The sequence below is a fragment of the Pedobacter cryoconitis genome (assembly GCF_014207135.1).
Lineage (GTDB): Bacteria > Bacteroidota > Bacteroidia > Sphingobacteriales > Sphingobacteriaceae > Pedobacter > Pedobacter cryoconitis_D.
In genome coordinates this window covers 182,870-201,521 of the sequence record NZ_JACHCC010000013.1, presented here as the reverse complement: position 1 = coordinate 201,521, position 18,652 = coordinate 182,870, and the positions used below count along the sequence as shown (strand labels likewise).

13 protein-coding genes are annotated in these 18,652 nt (G+C 38.8%); 1 reads left to right on the top strand and 12 read right to left on the bottom strand.

Annotation, left to right across the window (positions count from 1 at the left end):
- Positions 1 to 52: 52 nt before the first annotated feature.
- Positions 53 to 391 (top strand): helix-turn-helix domain-containing protein, encoded by a 339-nt coding sequence (locus HDF25_RS22445; RefSeq protein WP_184628637.1) that lies wholly within the window; start codon positions 53 to 55, stop codon positions 389 to 391.
- Between the two features lie 193 nt (positions 392 to 584).
- On the opposite strand, the gene HDF25_RS22440 is transcribed toward HDF25_RS22445, so the two are convergent.
- The 12 genes from HDF25_RS22440 to HDF25_RS22385 form a co-directional block, all read right to left on the bottom strand.
- Positions 585 to 1,901 (bottom strand): DUF4302 domain-containing protein, encoded by a 1,317-nt coding sequence (locus HDF25_RS22440; protein ID WP_184628636.1) that lies wholly within the window; start codon positions 1,899 to 1,901, stop codon positions 585 to 587.
- Between the two features lie 16 nt (positions 1,902 to 1,917).
- Positions 1,918 to 3,264, bottom strand: coding sequence for a putative zinc-binding metallopeptidase (locus HDF25_RS22435; protein WP_184628635.1), 1,347 nt, complete (start codon positions 3,262 to 3,264; stop codon positions 1,918 to 1,920).
- A gap of 58 nt (positions 3,265 to 3,322) precedes the next feature.
- Positions 3,323 to 4,786 carry a RagB/SusD family nutrient uptake outer membrane protein gene (locus HDF25_RS22430; protein ID WP_184628634.1) on the bottom strand — a complete coding sequence of 488 codons (1,464 nt, stop codon included), beginning with the start codon at positions 4,784 to 4,786 and terminating at the stop codon, positions 3,323 to 3,325.
- A gap of 11 nt (positions 4,787 to 4,797) precedes the next feature.
- The gene (locus HDF25_RS22425; protein WP_184628633.1) at positions 4,798 to 8,433 is read right to left on the bottom strand and encodes a SusC/RagA family TonB-linked outer membrane protein; all 3,636 of its coding nucleotides are present in this window, start codon (positions 8,431 to 8,433) and stop codon (positions 4,798 to 4,800) included.
- A gap of 36 nt (positions 8,434 to 8,469) precedes the next feature.
- Entirely contained in the window at positions 8,470 to 9,432 is a 963-nt protein-coding gene (locus tag HDF25_RS22420) for a FecR family protein (RefSeq protein ID WP_184628632.1), read from the bottom strand.
- A 100-nt stretch (positions 9,433 to 9,532) separates the two neighbouring features.
- Positions 9,533 to 10,153, bottom strand: a complete 621-nt coding sequence (locus HDF25_RS22415; protein ID WP_221451000.1) for an RNA polymerase sigma-70 factor — start codon at positions 10,151 to 10,153, stop codon at positions 9,533 to 9,535.
- Positions 10,154 to 10,401: 248 nt separating this feature from the next.
- Positions 10,402 to 11,289, bottom strand: coding sequence for a glycerophosphodiester phosphodiesterase family protein (locus HDF25_RS22410; RefSeq protein ID WP_184628631.1), 888 nt, complete (start codon positions 11,287 to 11,289; stop codon positions 10,402 to 10,404).
- 10 nt (positions 11,290 to 11,299) lie between these two features.
- Positions 11,300 to 14,512, bottom strand: a complete 3,213-nt coding sequence (locus HDF25_RS22405) for a TonB-dependent receptor (protein WP_184628630.1) — start codon at positions 14,510 to 14,512, stop codon at positions 11,300 to 11,302.
- A 155-nt stretch (positions 14,513 to 14,667) separates the two neighbouring features.
- Entirely contained in the window at positions 14,668 to 15,591 is a 924-nt protein-coding gene (locus HDF25_RS22400; protein ID WP_317618243.1) for a transporter, read from the bottom strand.
- 93 nt (positions 15,592 to 15,684) lie between these two features.
- Positions 15,685 to 16,734: a cytochrome-c peroxidase gene (locus HDF25_RS22395; RefSeq protein ID WP_184628629.1), complete on the bottom strand. Its 1,050-nt coding sequence runs from the start codon at positions 16,732 to 16,734 to the stop codon at positions 15,685 to 15,687.
- Positions 16,734 to 17,549 (bottom strand): MbnP family protein, encoded by an 816-nt coding sequence (locus HDF25_RS22390; protein ID WP_184628628.1) that lies wholly within the window; start codon positions 17,547 to 17,549, stop codon positions 16,734 to 16,736. The genes HDF25_RS22395 and HDF25_RS22390 overlap by 1 nt, the downstream gene beginning before the upstream one ends.
- Positions 17,550 to 17,561: 12 nt before the next feature.
- On the bottom strand, positions 17,562 to 18,650 hold the full coding sequence (locus tag HDF25_RS22385) for a cytochrome-c peroxidase (protein ID WP_184628627.1): 1,089 nt from the start codon (positions 18,648 to 18,650) through the stop codon (positions 17,562 to 17,564).
- Between the last annotated feature and the right edge of the window lie 2 nt (positions 18,651 to 18,652).

Genomic DNA, 18,652 nt, shown 5'->3' with positions numbered 1-18,652 from the left:
AATATTTTTTTTGAAAAAATACCATTTTTTAATTCATCAAACCCTATAACAAATGATTCAAAACATTGGAAAGAAGCTAAGAGCAATTCGCAGTACACATTGCATTAGTCAGAAAATCGTAGCCGATCAATTGGGCATATCTGTTACAGCTTATTCTAAAATAGAAACAGGAATAACAGATGTATCTTTCAATAAAGTACAGCAAATAGCTGATATATACGGCGTTTCGATGGTTGACTTACTCCGGATAGGTGAAAAAAATTCAAAAGACGAGCAATATCCGGATCTTAAAAAACAGTTGGATGATCTGAACACGAGATACAACGACCAGCAAAAAAAAATGATTGAACTATACGAAATTATCAGAACGCAAAAGACTGAAATTCTTTAAACCAATACCACATCTGTTTTCCAGTCAGATTTATCAATATAATAATGGGGAATATAATACACATCCAGAGTATTATTTTTCATTCCTACATGTTTTAACCCTGTTGCATACAACAAGCTTATTAAATAAAAAAGCTCCCCTTCTTAATTTAAGGAGGGAAGCTTAGGTATTTGTTTTTCTAGGTGTTGCGTATTTATTGAAGGGTGCCAGAGAATGTAAAGTCGGGATGCTCAACACTCTTGAACTGTCCCAGTACTTGTTTCGTGGTCGGGTTTATAAAGTAATCTAAAGTAAACTGATCTGCACTTAATCTTTGAGTGGTTATGGGTGCCATTTCTTTAACAATCAGACTTCCATTTCCTGTAGGTGCCCCTGCTGTAAATTTGTAAGTCCCAGATGTCGTTTTAGTATAGGTAAAAGGAAAGACGCCTGTAAATTTAGTTGCCCCCTGATAAATATCCGTAGTAAGACCTAGTGATTGCTGACCTGTATTAAAACTGAAGATCATACGATCTAATCTTAAGCTATAAGGACCGGTCAATATTGCATTAGCTACTGCTGCCCTCCTTGCTACAAAATCTACTGACCACCCAGGATAACTGGTTGCATTTGGCACAATGATACTTGAATAGTTAATTCCAATCAAAGCATGAAGAGGTAATAAAGGACCTGAAGCAGCTATAACATCTATACGCTTATTATCAACTGTGGTATAAAAATTCCCTGTTGTCGCATCCCATATAAACTCACTGAACATTTTACCGTTCACAAATAGCGGATTTTGTAATAAAACACCTGTTAAAGTAAATACAAATGGTGCGGAAACAGTATTAATAGTACCCTTATCATCCCAGATTACAGAAAGTGTTTTCTGACTATAATTAAACAGCGTTTGAAGTTTAATTGTACCATCAATACTAAAATACAGATTCTTATTGTTGTCAAAATACTTTGAAGACACGACCATCGAATTATATAGTCCTTTTGCATTATAAGCATCCTGTTCTGCCTTACTTGCCTTTACCAATACAAATTTGCTGCCCAGGAGTTTACCTTCCAATTTTAAAGTATCTCTTTCCTGCTGCAGGAAAGAGAATTCAAAATCTGAATAAAGACCCCATCCCGAAACTCCACCAAATACATTTGGATTAGGATCAGAGAGTCTGTGCATATAATTATAGGTATCAAATAACAATGATGGTATCTGATTTGCTTTTATACGGTAAGAACTTTCCATACTCGTCGTTGCCGGATCAGTATCCAAATCAGCATACATTGTAACCCTGTTTTTATCCGTAAAATTTAAATAAAAGGAGTATCCCCCTCCTCCATTTGGATATAAATATGCTTTCCATCCGAATGGACTACTTGTCAAGGTAGTTTTGTATTTTGTCAATGCTTCGGTAACTCTTTCTTCCGGCCTTTCTCCGTCGACCAGGATTTCATTGTTCTTCTTACAACCAGAAAATATGGCCAGAGAGAACAAGGTATATATTGCGATTTTTTTCATTTGATTATCATTTAGATTATTGACCCATAGCCCCGTAGAAGTAAGAACTTCCATCCGTTTGTTTATAAAATGCACCTAATGACCCTATTCCCCCAATATTTCCGGGAATAATCTTATTGATCCAGTCTATTTTAAATTTATTATTTTTAAAATAGTTGTTTACAGGAGCCATCATCGGATTGATCAGGTTCATATTGTTATATGTTGCTGTTGTTGGTTGCGTAGCCGAGAGTTTGATTGTTCCAATCCCAGCAGCATCAATGGTCAGTGTATAATCTGCATCAGCCTGGTAAACCGAAGCACCAGACGAGAAGCTATACCTTAAAGTCATTGCATTTGCTGCCTTAAAGGTCATTGTGATGTCATTGACAGTAAATCCACTGGCAGTCATATTTGCCGATGCTGTTTTCCACAAGCCCGAAAACTCCGAAGACTGGCTAATATCTGTATTCGGATTTGAATAAAGAGTCGTGTAACCTATTCCCGGACCAATGAGCTTCGCCAGAACTGGTGCTGTAATATTATTCAACGCATTCTGGACTTCAGTTTGCAATGCATAAAAATCAATATTAAAAGCCGATTTAAAGTAGTCAACTACATACTGCTCCTTCTTTTTTAACTTCAATTGTCCGTCTGCTGGCGTAGTACTTACAATTGCGTTAAATACAACACGTCCCATCATCAGCATATTTGAAGACATTTCCGCATAATCTTCTTCTGGAGCTGCCCTTGCATATTGGGTAATAAAACCTAGTGCTCTACCGTTTGCCAGAGTTTCTTGTGTCCAGTTAGCCACATAGCCACCTTTTGAGATATTCTGAAAATCTGTCTGATAATCTACAGTCTGATTTAAAATGTGTGTGTATTCATGCTGTATAACCTGAATTGTCTGTTTAACAGATGCCAGATTTGTTTTATCAAAACTGTTGATCACATATAATACAATCTTACGACCGCCTTCTGCAGTTCCTAGCGTGATTGTCCCATCACTGTTATACTCAGCACTTCCTGCCAGAATAAATTGCTTGGGAGAGATCCTTTTTATGAAATCTGCACCACCAACCGCTTCAAAAGGTTTGATCCACACCGCCTTTACCATTTCCATGGCAGGGATTACCTGCGACTCAAGAGGTGGGGTCACATTCTTTCCCAGGGTTAATTCAAAACGATCATATCTGAATTTGGTTTCGATATTATAAGGTTTTAGATAATTTTCATCCAACCATAAATCCGTTGGAGTCTTGTCTATAATATTTTTATCAATGATTGATAAATTAGCATTGAGTTTTTCCTCCTTTTTACAAGAAGAGAGTGTCATTAGAATAAATAAAATAACAACACCTGTCTGAATTATATTTTTCATCGCTATATTTTTTTTAATGATGATTACGCTATCCTTAGAATGATATCAGTCTATCGGATTATCTGGGATTCTGATCTATACCGGACAGTTGAACTTGTGAGGGCAACTGAAATAAACGACGCGGATCATCAGCACCAAGCTCTATATAGGTCGAACTTCCGTTATTAGCCATTACGTTATGTTTAACTGGAAGTTTATATCTCAGGATATCAAACCAACGTAGCCCCTCCATGGCAAATTCTGCTTTCTTAAAATCCAGTATTGCCTTGATCAGCCCAGTTTTACTATCAGCAGTACCGTAATAGTCTGCTACCTTAGCTAATGTAACAGCATCACTTACGGGATTATAACTAGCCAGTCTTGTACTTACAAAAGTATTCAGGTCTTTCAGCGCAAGATCATTCTGCCCCAGAGAGACATAAGCCTCAGCCCTGTTTAACAGCGCTTCGTCAGCAGTTAATACCGGTACGATGGTATAAGGCTCCCCAATAGTTGCGTTCTGACTTGTCTTAACGAAGTACTCATTCCATTTCAAAAAGGAATAGTTGGGTACTGTGTAGGTATATAATGCATGCACCCATCTTTTACCTGTAACATTATTCGTTTCAAACATAGCGCCTTCTGTCATCTGTCCGAATCCATAACGGGGACGTATTGTCCTTGCCCATGAAGAAGCAGTCTCAATCAGCAACAAGGTTGAAGGTTCCGTAGCCATGGTGAAATTTGTACGCATTTCTGCTCCAGTATAATTTTTATACCGTGTACTCCATGGCCTAATGATCGTCGCGAATGAATTTCCAGGAGAAACCGCACTTGCATGTTCAATTACTTTAGCATAGTTCTGTTTAAAGAGATAAAATCTTGCGGCAAAAGCATGTGCTGCTGCCAGATTGAAATGATATTTAGGTACAGTATAGGCGCTATTTTTAATTAATGGCATACCTTCAACTATATCCTTCTCAATCTGGTCATAAACTGACTGTACAGTTCCACGTGTATATTGACCATTCACAACTTTCTCCGGACTGGTTACATAAGGAATTCCGGGAGAGGTATTGTTACCTGTCGGATCATAAACCTTAGCATATAGATTAACCAGCATGAAATGCGCATAAGCACGGGCTAGTAACGCTTCCCCTTTATATGCATCATAATCCGCTTTATTGTCAGCTTTTCCAATTGCAGAAAGTGCTTCGTTTGCAGCGGCGATAGCTGTATAGCTGGAATTCCAGTAATAAATCGGCGTATCCTGGTTATAATCATCATTATCCTGCCAGAAATAAGGCTGCACAACAAATCTCTGCTGGTCAGTTACCGTAGGCCCTTTATCTTCTGCATTGTCAGAAGCCGATTCTGTAAAGGGAATATAATTTGCCTCCGGATAAGCGCTGGTTAATAATTGAGCTACTTTATCTACTGAATTTATTTGGGTTCTCTGATCCGGAGACTGCTCCAGAAACTTTTTACAGCCTCCCGTAGAAATCAAAGCCAGAGCAAGAACTGATATATATAATTTTTTCATTTTCAAATCTTTTAGAAACCTACTTTTAATGATAATGTAAATTGACGCGGAATCGGTAGCGCAACTCCTCCTGTTCCAAAGAACTCTGGGTCCTGTCCATTTAATTTCTTGTCTGAATAAATCAGGAATAAATTATTACCTACAACACTAATTGATGAATTGGTAAAGCCTAATTTCTGCGAGAATCTTGCTGGTACATTATAACTTAATATAATCTGTTTCATTCTTATGAATCCTCCGTCCGCAACTCTCTCTGTAGAATAATTATAGTTATTATAAGCATATATATTTCTGAACGGTACCTGAGCCAATGCATCTAAAATAGAAGGGACATTAGTTTTCAATTCATCCCCTGGCATTTCCCATCTGGATAGAAAAGCCTTCGGCATTGCGTCCAAATCAGTATATGAGGATTTAAAAGCAGGATTTAACCTTACCTTATTTCCAGCTGCAAAAGTGATTAATGTAGATAATGTAAAGTCCTTGTACTTAAAGTTGTTGGAAAACCCTCCTGTATAAGTCGGATCAATAGGACCTTCATACTTGAGGTATTGAACAGAATTACTCTGCAGATAAATATCATTCCCTACCTTCCCATACTCATTAATGAATGTTGGTGATCCGTCCTTAGGATCCAGCCCTTTAAAAACCAAAGAAAATAATCCTCTTTGTGAATACCCCTGTAAAGCTCCGCCATCCGCACCGGTTAATCCAAAGATCAACGGCTGATTTTTCAGATTAGTAATTTTATTGGTATTATGCGCAAAGATTAATTGTGTCCTCCAGCTAAAATCTTTCGATTTAATTACTAAAGCACCTAACGAAGCCTCAATCCCTTTAGATGTCATATCTGCATAGTTGGCTCTTTTCAATGCTTCACCACCAATTCCCGAAGTTCTTACCTCTCCTATCAGATCAAAACTATTTCTTTTATAGGCATCAACGGTTAAGGTCAGGCGTTCATCAAATAAACCTAAGTCCAGCCCGATATTGAGTTCATTTAATTTCTCAAAAGTAAGCTCAGAGTTTTCTAAGCCTTCAATGTATAGTTTAGTTTCCTTTTCCGGAAGATAAGGCCGTTTGGTAGCCATACTTTTAACCACAAGGCTTGAATTCTGCGCACTTCCCATACTTGCTACCAGTCCATAGGTCGCCCGTAAAGTTGCCCGGTTCAGTATTTTTTTCAGACTTTCTCCCTGCATGAAGTCTTCCGTATCAATATTCCATGCGCCAGAGACATTCCAGGTCGGCAACCATCTTGCTGTACGTGATTCTCCCAAAAGATTGGATCCATCATATCTTCCAGTTGCATTAAGACTATATTTTCCTTTGTAAGAGTAGGCACCTCTTAAAGAGTAATTTAAATACCGTTCATAACGATATCCCATGCTATAATAATTGAATCCGCCTTCAACGTTTGATTTTACAATAGCCGGATCAATAAAAGGAACCCCACCTTTATCATACTGATATCCATACCCGTCAAAAGTTTTATTCTGACGATTGATGTAACGCATCTCTTGTGTAGCAAAGAAGTTAACAAGGTGGTCTTTATTAAAAGTATTATTATACTCCAGACTATTCCGTACATAATAGTTGGTAATGTTATCATCATTGGTGTTATAGAATCCACCATATGGCAATACAGAAACTGGTAATGCATTGGGATCATCCGGATTTGAGTATAAGAATTTATTGTTCTTTCTGATTGTGGCGTCGTCTGGTCTGATACCGGCACGGTAAGCCTGAGCCATATTAGAATTTTCAGTTATCTTATGTTCCTGACTTGTACGGGCATAACGATAAGCCCCGTCAAATGAATACTTCAGATGGTCAGTAATCTTATATTTCACTCCTCCCTGAACCTTTAAATCTATTACACTTAAGGTTAAAGTGTTATTTTCAAGTTCATTTAAAATATTAAAAGGAGCATAATTTTGAGTGAAAAATTCACGGTTACCGTTGGCGTCATACGGCGTTAACGTACGACTTGTGTTTAGTGCATAACTAAATGGGTTGATATCAAAATCCCGATCATATGTTCCATACACCGGATTTCCATTTCTGCCTAAAGTTCCCGGTGCCTTCTGGTCACGAATTGATCCCTGGGTAATTAATTCGATGCTCAATCTATCATTGATATCAAAGTTACCACGAATATTACCAGTAAAGCGTTTTACATTATCTCCGACAGTCCACCCGTTGTCTTTTAAAAAGCTAGTAGAAGCATAGATTTTAGACCGCTGGGTACCGGATGATATACTTACCGAATGTTCCTGCATAAATGATTGCTTGAACAGGACATCAAACCAGTCTGTATTTGCATTAGCATAACGCTGCAAAAATTGTTTCTGACTTGGTACATCATTTTTCAGCGCATAAGAATCTGTCGCCGGATTATAGATATACATCTGATTAAACATTTTTGCAAATACGCCACCATTTGCTGCCCTTGAGGTATTCGCATGATTCAACCAGCCTTTATTCTGCATTTCCAGATAAATATTCATCTGATCAGCAGAGTTCACAATATCAAAGCTACTGTAGGAAGGTTTCATATAACTTGAAAAGTTACCTGTATAGGAAACAACTGGTTTACCTTCGGTATTTTTACCTTTTTTTGTTGTAATAATAACAACCCCGTTCATTGCTCTCGCCCCATACTGTGCGGTTGCTGCTGCATCTTTCAGGATATTGAAGCTCTCAATATCATCAGGATTTAATCCGGCAACCGAGGAACCTACTAATGTCGATGGATCCCCAGTGGAAAGTTGCTCATTAGATATATTCACTACATCTTCCAGGATAATTCCGTCAACCACCCAGAGTGGTTTATTGTCTCCGGTAATGGAAGTTGCACCCCGGACACGAATCTTTGGTGCTGCACCAAAGGTACCCGAAACGTTCTGTACTGACACGCCGGCAACCCGGCCTTCCAGCATTCTGCTAACGTCAGTAATCCCATCCCGTTTCACATCTGAAGCTTTCAAGGCTGTTGCCGAGCCCGTAAACAACTTCTTATTCAGATCCTGATATCCCGTTGAGACGATGCTTACCTCATTTAACTGACCAGCATCTTCATCCATGGTGATATCTATTGACGATCTGCCGTTTACTTCAGTAACTACAGTTTTATAACCTATAAAACTAAAAGTCAGTACTGCATTATCCTGTACTCTGATCTGATAATTTCCCTGACTATCACTGGATACTGCATTTTTCACACCTTTTTCCCTGACACTGACACCCGGGAGATATCCCCCATCTTTTTTCGAGGTTACACGTCCTTTCACCGTGATCATTTGTTTAGCAATCTGTAAAGGAACTTTTACCAGTATTACTTGTTTACCGACTATATTATAATTGATCCCTTTTTCTCTTAAAGGCTCCAGATCAGCTTTAATTGACACTAATTTGGCAGGGACTTCAAGGTTGGTAGCTTTGTTGATCTGGGCAGCATCATATACAAAACTCACCTGGTAGGCCAGCTCAATTTTTTTAAGATAAGTATCTAATCTTTCTGTTTTCAGTACTGTACGCTGTACCTCCTCGGCATTTGCCAATGAAGTGCAAAAAACAATGCACAGCAATATAGCCCTGAGACCATACTTTAGTCTTCGCATTCTTTTTGAGTAGTGTTTCTCCATAATTATTGGTTATTGGTTAGTTGATTGATTGGTTGGTTATAGGTTTCTTATAGTGATCTGGTGATCGCTGGTATCTATTTTGATTTTGTAGGTTTGTTTTAATACCTTCAGGATCTCATCCAGAGTGCTGTCTTTAAAATTGGCATTGAATTTTTTAGCGCTGTGCATCGTATCATGGACCACAACATTTACATTATAATAGGCACTGATCTGTTTACAAACCTCTTCCAGAGGCATATCCACAAATACAAGCTCTTTAGTGATCCAGGAAGTTGAATTGGAGCTATTTTCCCATTCCAGCCTATTTTTGCTGAGATTATAATTGATTGCCTGGCCGGCAACTAAAATAGCAGAGGAACTGACGGCATTTGGCGAGAACATCACTTTTCCTGTTTTGACAGCCAGTTGAATAGACGAATTGTGGTAATTTATATTAAAAGAGGTACCCAATACCGTTACTTTCGACTGGCCAATAAGCACATTAAATGACCGTTTTACATCTCGATGTACTTTAAAGAAGGCCTGACCTTTAACCAAAGTAACCAGACGACCAGTATCCGACAATACCTTAGGATATCTGATTTGCGAATTTGCTGCAAGTATCACTTTTGTACCATCATTCAGGTAAACTGAATCTATCTGTTGCTTCGTTTCTCTGGAAAGCTCAACCGGTTTTATATCCCTGGGATAAAAGAAAATCCCAGCAGCCGTTATCACCGCAACTGCTACTGCCAGTTTAAGCCAGCCGAAAGGCCTTGTTTCCGGAGACTCACTATGAACTAATTTTCCCCTAAAATTCCTGATTGACTGGGTATAATCCAGTTCATGCAATCTTTTAGTCTGGGCAGCAGCATCCCAGATAGTTTTTGTTTCCTGAAAAGTTTTTTCGTTTTCTTCCGATGTTTGTCTGAGTTCAGCAACTTGCTGAGCTAAAATTTCATCATCCGGGGCATTAAAATGGTTCAGAATAATATTCTGAAAGGTCAGATTATCTTTCAAATGTCTAGTGTTTGTATGGATGACAAATAACCACCCAAAAACCCCTAGCCTATTCTATAAAAAAAATGATATTTATTTAAAACGATTACAAAATCAGGATTTAATACAAAAACATCGACAATAAAGAGAAATATTTAGCTTTAGCATGTATATCATCCGTCTGTATATGATGTATTACACGCAATCTTAATAATCTAAGCGCATTACTCATATGGTTTTCAACAGTTTTTTCAGAAATAGACAGCTGATTGGCGATATCTCTGTATTTCAAACCTTCTAAACGACTTAATTTAAAGACCCGTTGACATTTTTCGGGTAATAATTCAATTTCATTATATAATAGTACAATTAATTCGTTCTGTTCATTAATAATTTCGATATCATCATCCGTTAAATGCTCAGCTATTTTAAGATGATGTTTTTCAATATTCTTCTGACGGTTCACATAATTTATAGAAGCGTTAACTACGCTCCGGTACAAATAAGCGCTGACCGAATTCACATATACCAATAATGCCTTATCCTCCCAGATTTTCAGAAACATATCCTGCACAATCTCTTCGGCGACATGTATATTCTTTACATATCTGTCTGACACTAAAATCAGTTTCTGAAAATTATTGGAATAAAAAACAGTAAACGCACTTTTATCATCTTCTTCAATGAGTTCAAGCAGGTCTTTCCCTGTAGTTATAACATCTATTGTTTCATTAAATTTCATTAAACTCCTGACCCCCTAAAAATTACCAAAAAGAAGTAATGCTTATAGCTAAAGTCCAAAATAACATTTCGCAATCATTCTTAGGTAACAATTATTAATAATGTGCGCTATTGAAAGGATTTATTGTTGTTTTCCAACAAATAAGCCTTAAAACAATAAATCCTGCCAGTCGCTTAAATCATTAAATTATAAGCAACCAGCAGGATCTTATCATCCTGGGTAAACAATGAATTATCTCCCGGTTATTTCTAATATTTACCAAACAGTGTAACTGCCATGTCTGGGTAATCAGAAATGATTCCATCGACATTCAATAACCCCATTTTTCTTAAGGTTGGTTCATCATTAACAGTCCAAGGTAATACTTTCACCTTCAACTGGTGTGCACTCTTCACAAATTCAGCGTCTACCATTCCATAATAAGGACTGATTGTATCAGGTATAAAGCCCAGCCTGTTCATATTAGTTGTAAAATTATCTTTATTAGCTACCAGATAGGACAGTTTCTGAGCCGGATATTTTTGATGTAATAAAACTAAAGGACGAGTATCGAATGATTGTATAATAACCTTACCTGTTATTTCTTTATTTCTAATCACATCCATTACAAGTTTTACAAATTCTTCCGGTCCGGGATGAGCAGTACCATCTCCATCCGCGGAACTCTTGATCTCAATATTATAAAATACCGGTTTTAATTTATGAACTTTAACATATAACTCAACACTATCAATTAACGCAGCTAACAATGGCTTGTCAGTCTTCATTTTTTTCTGTTTTGGAAACGCTACGTTGACTTTTGTCCCTCCATCATACATCCTGATACTATCATAAGGCATCTTATACAATAACAGAGATTTTTCTTCCGCTTTGTTGATTGCCGAACCATCAGGCTTCAGCATAAAATCAGCAGACATATACACATCATGAGAAACCACAACCTGTTTGTCTCCTGAAATCACACAATCCAGTTCAAGTGTACGTACTCCAAGATCCACAGCATGCAACATTGCAGCTATAGAATTTTCAGGCATAATTCCGCGTCCTCCACGATGGCCCTGTACATCAATTTTCTGTTGTGCCGAAGCAGCCGTCGTCAGAAAAAAACAAAACATTAAGACTAATAGATATTTCATATGATATTAATTAAAAGCTATAACGAACACCTATCTGCCCCTGATAAGGATTACCAGATGGCTTCACAACACCGGCAGTATTTACTCTGTAAACATAATTATTAGTTACATTATCAAATCCTGGGACCGCAGGTTTATCAGCAGTTTTAGGAATACCTAAGGTATACAACGCCTGATTACCAAGCGATTCATTTACACCCCATTTTTTATTTAATAAGTTAGCAACATTAAAGATATCAGCCGACAATTCCAGGCTGTGCGTCTTATAAATTTTAAATTTCTTGGTTACCCTTAAATCAAAAACCCCATAAAAACTATTAACCCCACCATTTCTTTCAGCAATCTGCCCTGAATATTTCAGTATATAATCCTTGATGCTCTGACTTGCAGTCGGATTATCTAAAATTGCCTGAAGGCCTGCGCGGACATTCTGAGCCACATTCGGATTGTTTTTATCAAAAATAAAAGCAAGATCATTTGTGGCAACAAAGTCACCATTAGTATTCGCTCCCGACAATAAAGTATAGCGTGTCCCACCTATTCCAGAATAACGAAGACCTACACTTATACCATAAAAAGTAGGAAGCGTTCCATATAGTACAATTTTGTGTCGGAACTGATTATCAGAAGGTGTCATCCTGCTCAGATCGCGCGGATCATCCTTTACGGGTAAGGACAAAGTTGCGCTATTGGCCACATTACCATTATAGGAGGTATTGTCCCTGGTATCATTCCAGGTATAACTCACTGAAATCTCTCCGTCTTTAAAATATTGATAACTTCCATCAATTACTACAGCAAACTGGTTTACCTTTCCTTTACTGTTCAGCTCCAGTACCCTTCCCAGTTTCTGACTGATACGTCCCTGCAACCAGTCAGGAGAACTATTTTGAATACTCGATGCGGGAACATATACCCCACGGTTACCTTCATTTGATAAACGGAAATATGGGTCCACAACCATGTTCCGGTCTACATACATATAGTTATGCCTTCCTAAGGTCATGTATCCTGTAATACCAACTTTCAAGCGGTCTGTGATAAACCGGCTGTAAGATACATTAGCTTTATAAACTACCGGTACCCTTGCATCACTTGCATTTGTATTGATAGTCATCAGCTTGCTTACCCCTGGTAAATTGAATAAATCCTGCCCCGGAGCACTCGCCGGATTTGCGCGATAACCAGGAAAATCAGGCTGAGGAACAGCTGCCCCCCGCACATCCAGCGAAGCTAAACGTGTACCATCAAATACCATATTATTGATCGTAGCATAATTATTAATATCTGAAGCAAAAACACCCCCGCCTAAACGGATAAAATCCTGATGTTTATCATTCACATCCCAGGTGAACTGTATACGTGGCTGAATCTGAAGCGTTGACAAAGAATTATCAGTACGAAGTCCAAGTTCATCAAAGACTAACTGGTTAAACTTACCCTTTGGATAACTACTGTAATCCATACGCAAACCTGCAACCATGTCCAGTCCAAGAGCAAGTTTAGTCTGCATCTGACCATAAACTGCAGAATTGAGAATTCCTTGTCTTACACTTGGATCTGCAACCAGTGGTACCTCCCTGGTGTAACGGTAAGGCTTTAATGCCTCGAAATTGTCTAGTGCAGTCAGCTTATTCGCAGCGTCATCTTTAAAATAAAAACGTCCGTTCAGCTCACTACCATAGGTAGAACGTGCATGCGTATACATAAAATCAACACCAAAAGTGTACTTAATCTTATCTGTATTGAAATAAAGATTGTCCACTAACTGAAATACATTGTTTGTGAATCCTTCCTGTGCAAAACGATGTCCCCCAAGCTCAAGATCTGTGGTCAGAGATGCATTGCCAATAGTAGATGCAACACCTTCAACAACTGCTCTCGGGATATTTGCAGCGGGCAGCTGATTACCAGGACTACTCAATTGATAAGTATACAAATGCTGTGCCTTCAGTTCATTGGTTAAACGAGGACTGATAGAAGTACGTAAGGTTGCCAGTAAACTATTGTCCACATTTTTATCATTACCATACGATTCGTACAAATTAATGGCTGTATTATCTTCCAGTCCCTGAGGATTCCTGTCATTTGTATAATTATCCCGAACCGTTAATAAGTTCTTTTCATTGATCTGCCAGTCGATACGCGCAAATGCTGCATCAGATCCTCTCTTTTTATCAAAAGATCCGAACTGAGGTGTATTCGCAACGCCATATTTTCTGCGTGCGATATCCAGATACTTATCAAGTGTAGGCTGATTGATCTTTAACCTGGACTCATCAGCAGGAGACAAGATATTCGCAATCTGTAAAGGGCGGGCATCCTTCTGATGATCCCATACCATAAAGAAGTGCAGTTTATCTTTAATAATCGGGCCGCTTAAGGAGAAACCATACTGATAGGTAGAGAAATCAGACTTACGTTTGTTACCATTAATATCATAAGGACTACTCAGCCAGTCAGCACGTCCATAAGTAAAAGCACTTCCGCTAAGTGTATTCGTTCCGGATTTGGTTACAGCACTTACAGTACCACCACCACTCCTTCCATAAGTTACATCATATTGGTTGGTAACTACTTTAAACTCCCGCACTGCCTCTATTGAAATAGAATAAGGAGCACCGCTCCGGCTGGTCGTTGACCCAGAAGATGTTGGATTTTTTGCATTCATTCCATCAATTGTAAAATTGGTAGAAGACCCCAACTGACCTGAAATATTAGTCCCCTTACTTAAAGGTGAAAGATCCATCAAAGAGGTGAAATTACGACCGTTTACAGGTAGCCGGGTAATATCCCTGGCCGAGATAGTTGTTGCCGAACCCAGGTTTTCAGTTTTATTCTTCATACCCGACCCCACTATTTCTACTACAGAAAGGCTGTTTACAACATCCTGCATTGTAATGTCAATACGGAGGGCATCCCCCTGATTAAGCGAATAACCCGTTCTTTTCTGTTCACCAAAACCTATGTAAGTAACGGTGATACTATAAGGCGCACCTAACGGGAGCTCTTTAAAAGTATACTCCCCTTTGGCATTCGTCGTTGTTCTGGTTGTAAAACCGGTTGATTCATTCCGCACCTGAACAGATGCACCAGGAATGGTTTTCTTTTGATCATCCGTAATTATCCCGGAGATGGAGGCCTGTGTTGTCTGGGCTGCTAATTCGTTTTTACAAACGAGGCAGATTAGCATCAGAAACACCGTGCAAAGTAAGTTTTTCATTGTACGATTGTGGTTAATTTTTTTATGCCAAAATTAACCTCCGTGATATTATCAGTGGAATATGTTTGTATTAATAAATCCTCCGATATCAAAATAAGTGAAGCAAATACCCCGGTTGGATTCTGATCAGGTAGAATCCAACCGGGGTATTGAATTTAAAAGGCAATAGAAGTATGTATCATGAACCGGTTTCCGGCTTTGACGCTCCCCCCTGCCAGATTTTGCGAGGCAATAGCCTGGTAATTTACGCCAAAGGAGAACCGTTTCAGATTCGCTTCCAGTCCAGTGATGATAGCAAGTGAATGTCCACCCGAAACATCAACTGCAAATTTTTTATTCTCTGTATCTTTTTGAGATGTTTCATAAAGAACACCTGCATTCGGTGATAATGTCAGAATTCCAGCCATTCTTATCTTATAATAAGCCAGTGCATTTGCCGTAAACTTATTGCCATAACGGTAATCATACTTATTGTTGGTATTGATTTTATAATTGGTATTCAGATTAGCACCAAAATCCATCAATCTTATATCATAGGCTGCATTCAATGTAAAATCTGTACTTGCTGTCCCTAACTGAAAATTATTCGGGGACTCCGTCAGAACATCTCTGTCCCTTGGTTCATATTTACCTGTTGGAACTTTTATACCGACCCCTATCCATAGCGATTGCACCAATAATTTATCATTGATAGTATTCCGGCTATTAAAAAGATTATAATATCCCATCAACGCAATATCACCCATTCCATTCTTATGTCCGCTGGTTTCTGCACTACTGCGCTCATTAAAATTATAAGGAAGGAAATAAAGCACACGAAATTTACTACCCAGATTCCATCCTCCCCATAGTTCTGCGGACTGATAAACCTCATTGGTTGTAAGGTAACTGGTACGGCCTCCGGGCCCCAGATGAGTCATCAGCGTTTTATGCTGATAACGTAAGCCCATAAAACGTTTATTGAACTCAGGTAGAATACCCAGGTAATAGCTACCTACTCCACAACCACAAATATCACAGGCAAAAGTAGTATAACCAGACAGGCATATAAATAGTATTAAAATATATTTTTTCATCATATTATATATTGCTTTTTATCGGTGATGAAGCTATCATAAGCATATTCATTAAGTTTATAATTGGTATGCTTATGATGGTTTCATATAAATAAATTATTGTTCTGACAGATCCTTACGTGTGACGAAGTCTTTATCATCCAGTGTTTTTAAAAAAGAGAGTAGTTTGAGTTTATCATCACCAGAAATTATCAGTCCAGGCTGACCATTCTGCTGCAATGCTGGATCAAGATTTGGTGTTTGCTTTACTTCAGAAGTATAATGTGTGAGTACTCCGTTTAAAGTCAAAAATCTTCCATCGTGCATATAAGGTGCTGTATAACTCAGGTTCCGCAGACTTGGCACTTTAAATTTGTATTGATCTGCTGGATTTAACGTGATCAGATATCGTCCCTCATCGTTGTTAGGGCCAGCCGCAATTCCATTGTTACGAAATGAGCCGTCGGTAAACAAAGGTTCAGTATGACAGCTACTGCATTTGTCCTTGAAAATAGCATAGCCTGCCAATTCATCCGGGGTAAAAGCCTGCCCACCTTCTTTACGCATTACCCTATCATATTTAGAATTTGCACTGACGCACATAACCATAAACTGTGATAAAGCTTTCATCATCCTAACATTTGTAATTTCAGTTGTTCCAAAGGCCTGCTTAAAAAGCTGAAGATATTTTGGCATCTGTTTTAATTTCAGCAATACATTTTCTATCTTTTCATCCATTTCAACAGGATTCGTAATTGGATTGACCGGCTGAAGATCAAGATCAAAAACACCACCGTCCCAGAAGAAAGTTTTATTCCAGGCCAGATTCATAATTGGCGGCGAATTACGGCTGCCCAACCGGTCATCAATCCCATGACTTACATCATGTCCGTGCTGTGTAAATCCCGAAGACTGAATATGACAGGAACCACACGAGATGGTATTGTCCCTTGATAAACGAGGCTCATAAAACAAGGCTCTTCCTAAGAGAAAGCCTCCTTCGGTTACTGAATTGTTTTCCAGTTTATAAGCAGGAACCGGAAAGTTAACCGGCTGTTTAAAACCAAGAAAAGAACTCAAAGTTTCCTGAATAGCTGTTTCCTTTTTACAAGCATATATAAACAGACTGAATACACTAAGAAGTATAAATAATATTTTCTTCCTCATTAGTTCTCCGTGTGATCATGGTAAAACATACTTGTAAAATTGTTGGCCACATTCACGCTATAATTACTGAACATAACCTGTGGATTTGCAGCGATGCTAATATTGGTTTTGCCATTGAACATTTTCATTACATCAACAAAAAAATGAACATTACTCTCCCTGCCTTCACGTACACGCGCAATACCAGCAGCACTGAGATCGACAGTAATAGTTTTCACATTATTAAAGGTGGGTGCAGAATAGCCTCCGAAACCTCCGATATGATAACGGAATTTTCGGACACCTGTCGGATCCACCGGAGCCTGCTCAGAAGTCCCTTCCATTTTAAAGAAAATATACCCGCTGTTCCAGCCCCAGTACATTCCATCATCCATCCCTCCTGTCGGGTCAAGCACCCCGGTACGTCTGGAAATATCCATTGTATTCCTCAGGCTATCCACGCCCAGCGTAAAAGTCAGCGTCTTGTAATCACCCTCCGGAACCTTAACTTTACAAAACTGCGTAGCTCCGTCACTTTCCTTGACCAGGAAATAACTGTTATCCTGATCAACCACATATTCTTTATCGGCTGTTGTCTTAACTTTTATATTACTGATAAAATACTGGAGTAACTGTACTGTAAATTTTTCACCTGAGGCATTCGTATACAAACCCGTGTTGAGCTGAAGGTTCCGGTCGCCCACAATATTATCAAACTGCAGACTCAGTATTGCCTTTTTCGAAGGTTCTGGCTGCACATCGTTCTTTTTAGAGCAAGCGCTCAAACCTGCACATAGCGAAATAAACAGTATAGATTTTATATATATAGTTTTCATTTGTCAATCAATTTATTCTATTAAATTTTTATTCTGGATAAAAGAGCTGTCCGTGAGGCAAACTAAAAATGCCATAATCGCTTTCTTCTCCGTGGTAGAAAGTGGTATCCCAGCCTTACCATTCTGCTGATAAAGCAGCTGATCTGTTGTTGCTGTCACCTTAACTTCATTTTCATAATGTACAAGTACCCTGTCTAGAGTGGCAAACCTTCCATCATGCATATAAGGAGCTGTTAGCATGACGTTACGCAAAGTAGGAGTCTTAAACTTTCCAAGATCTGCGAGCTGGTAACTGATCCGGTAATGTCCCTGAAAAAGTCCTTCAAGTCTTCCATCGCTAAAATCCGCGTCCAATCCGTTATTATGAAAGCTGTTATCAGTAAATAACTCCCCGGCATGACAACCGCGACACTTACTGTTGACAAGACCAAGCCCCTGTAATTCCATTTCTGACAACCTTGTCCCCGCTTCTTTTCGGATATACCGGTCATAACGTGAATTCCCTGAGATAAGCGTACGTTCAAACTGAGCAATTGCTTTAACAATGCCAGTAGACTTAATCCCACTTTTAAAGAGCTGTTGAAAACGTTTCACATAATCCGGTACCTGTCCAAGTTTATACTCCAGTTCCAGTAAATTCTGATGCATTTCATCCTCATTACTCAACGGTCCGAAAGCCTGCGACTCCAGGTTGGTAGAACCACCGTCCCAGAACAATCCTTTATCCATCCAGGCAACATTAATCAGCGCCGGAGAGTGACGCTGAAGTGTATTTCCAGATTCTCCGATATGACTTAATGCCACGCCATCGCTAAAAGCCAATTCGGGCCGGTGACAGGAAGCACAGGAAATCCTATTACTTCCAGAAAGGCGTACATCATAAAACAGCAGTTTACCTAAAGCTATTCCTTCTTCGGTTAATGGATTATCCGGATCATCGGTCGGGGGAGAAAAATTCCCTGGTAAATCCAGTTTCACAGGATGAAGTACAGCCGCATTTTCAACGGAAGTAGTTTCCTCTTTTTTGCAAGAGGAAACTACCAGTACAAACAATAAGTAAAGCAAGGAGACAAAATGCTTAAGTGCATTTAATCTATTCATCA

Bases quoted from the DNA above. Each gene is read 5' to 3' on its own strand.
- HDF25_RS22445 (WP_184628637.1), top strand. From the start codon at position 53: ATGATTCAAAACATTGGAAAGAAGCTAAGAGCAATTCGCAGTACACAT.
- HDF25_RS22440 (WP_184628636.1), bottom strand. From the start codon at position 1,901: ATGAAAAAAATCGCAATATATACCTTGTTCTCTCTGGCCATATTTTCT.
- HDF25_RS22435 (WP_184628635.1), bottom strand. From the start codon at position 3,264: ATGAAAAATATAATTCAGACAGGTGTTGTTATTTTATTTATTCTAATG.
- HDF25_RS22430 (WP_184628634.1), bottom strand. From the start codon at position 4,786: ATGAAAAAATTATATATATCAGTTCTTGCTCTGGCTTTGATTTCTACG.
- HDF25_RS22425 (WP_184628633.1), bottom strand. From the start codon at position 8,433: ATGGAGAAACACTACTCAAAAAGAATGCGAAGACTAAAGTATGGTCTC.
- HDF25_RS22415 (WP_221451000.1), bottom strand. From the start codon at position 10,153: ATGAAATTTAATGAAACAATAGATGTTATAACTACAGGGAAAGACCTG.
- HDF25_RS22410 (WP_184628631.1), bottom strand. From the start codon at position 11,289: ATGAAATATCTATTAGTCTTAATGTTTTGTTTTTTTCTGACGACGGCT.
- HDF25_RS22405 (WP_184628630.1), bottom strand. From the start codon at position 14,512: ATGAAAAACTTACTTTGCACGGTGTTTCTGATGCTAATCTGCCTCGTT.
- HDF25_RS22400 (WP_317618243.1), bottom strand. From the start codon at position 15,591: ATGATGAAAAAATATATTTTAATACTATTTATATGCCTGTCTGGTTAT.
- HDF25_RS22395 (WP_184628629.1), bottom strand. From the start codon at position 16,734: ATGAGGAAGAAAATATTATTTATACTTCTTAGTGTATTCAGTCTGTTT.
- HDF25_RS22390 (WP_184628628.1), bottom strand. From the start codon at position 17,549: ATGAAAACTATATATATAAAATCTATACTGTTTATTTCGCTATGTGCA.
- HDF25_RS22385 (WP_184628627.1), bottom strand. From the start codon at position 18,650: ATGAATAGATTAAATGCACTTAAGCATTTTGTCTCCTTGCTTTACTTA.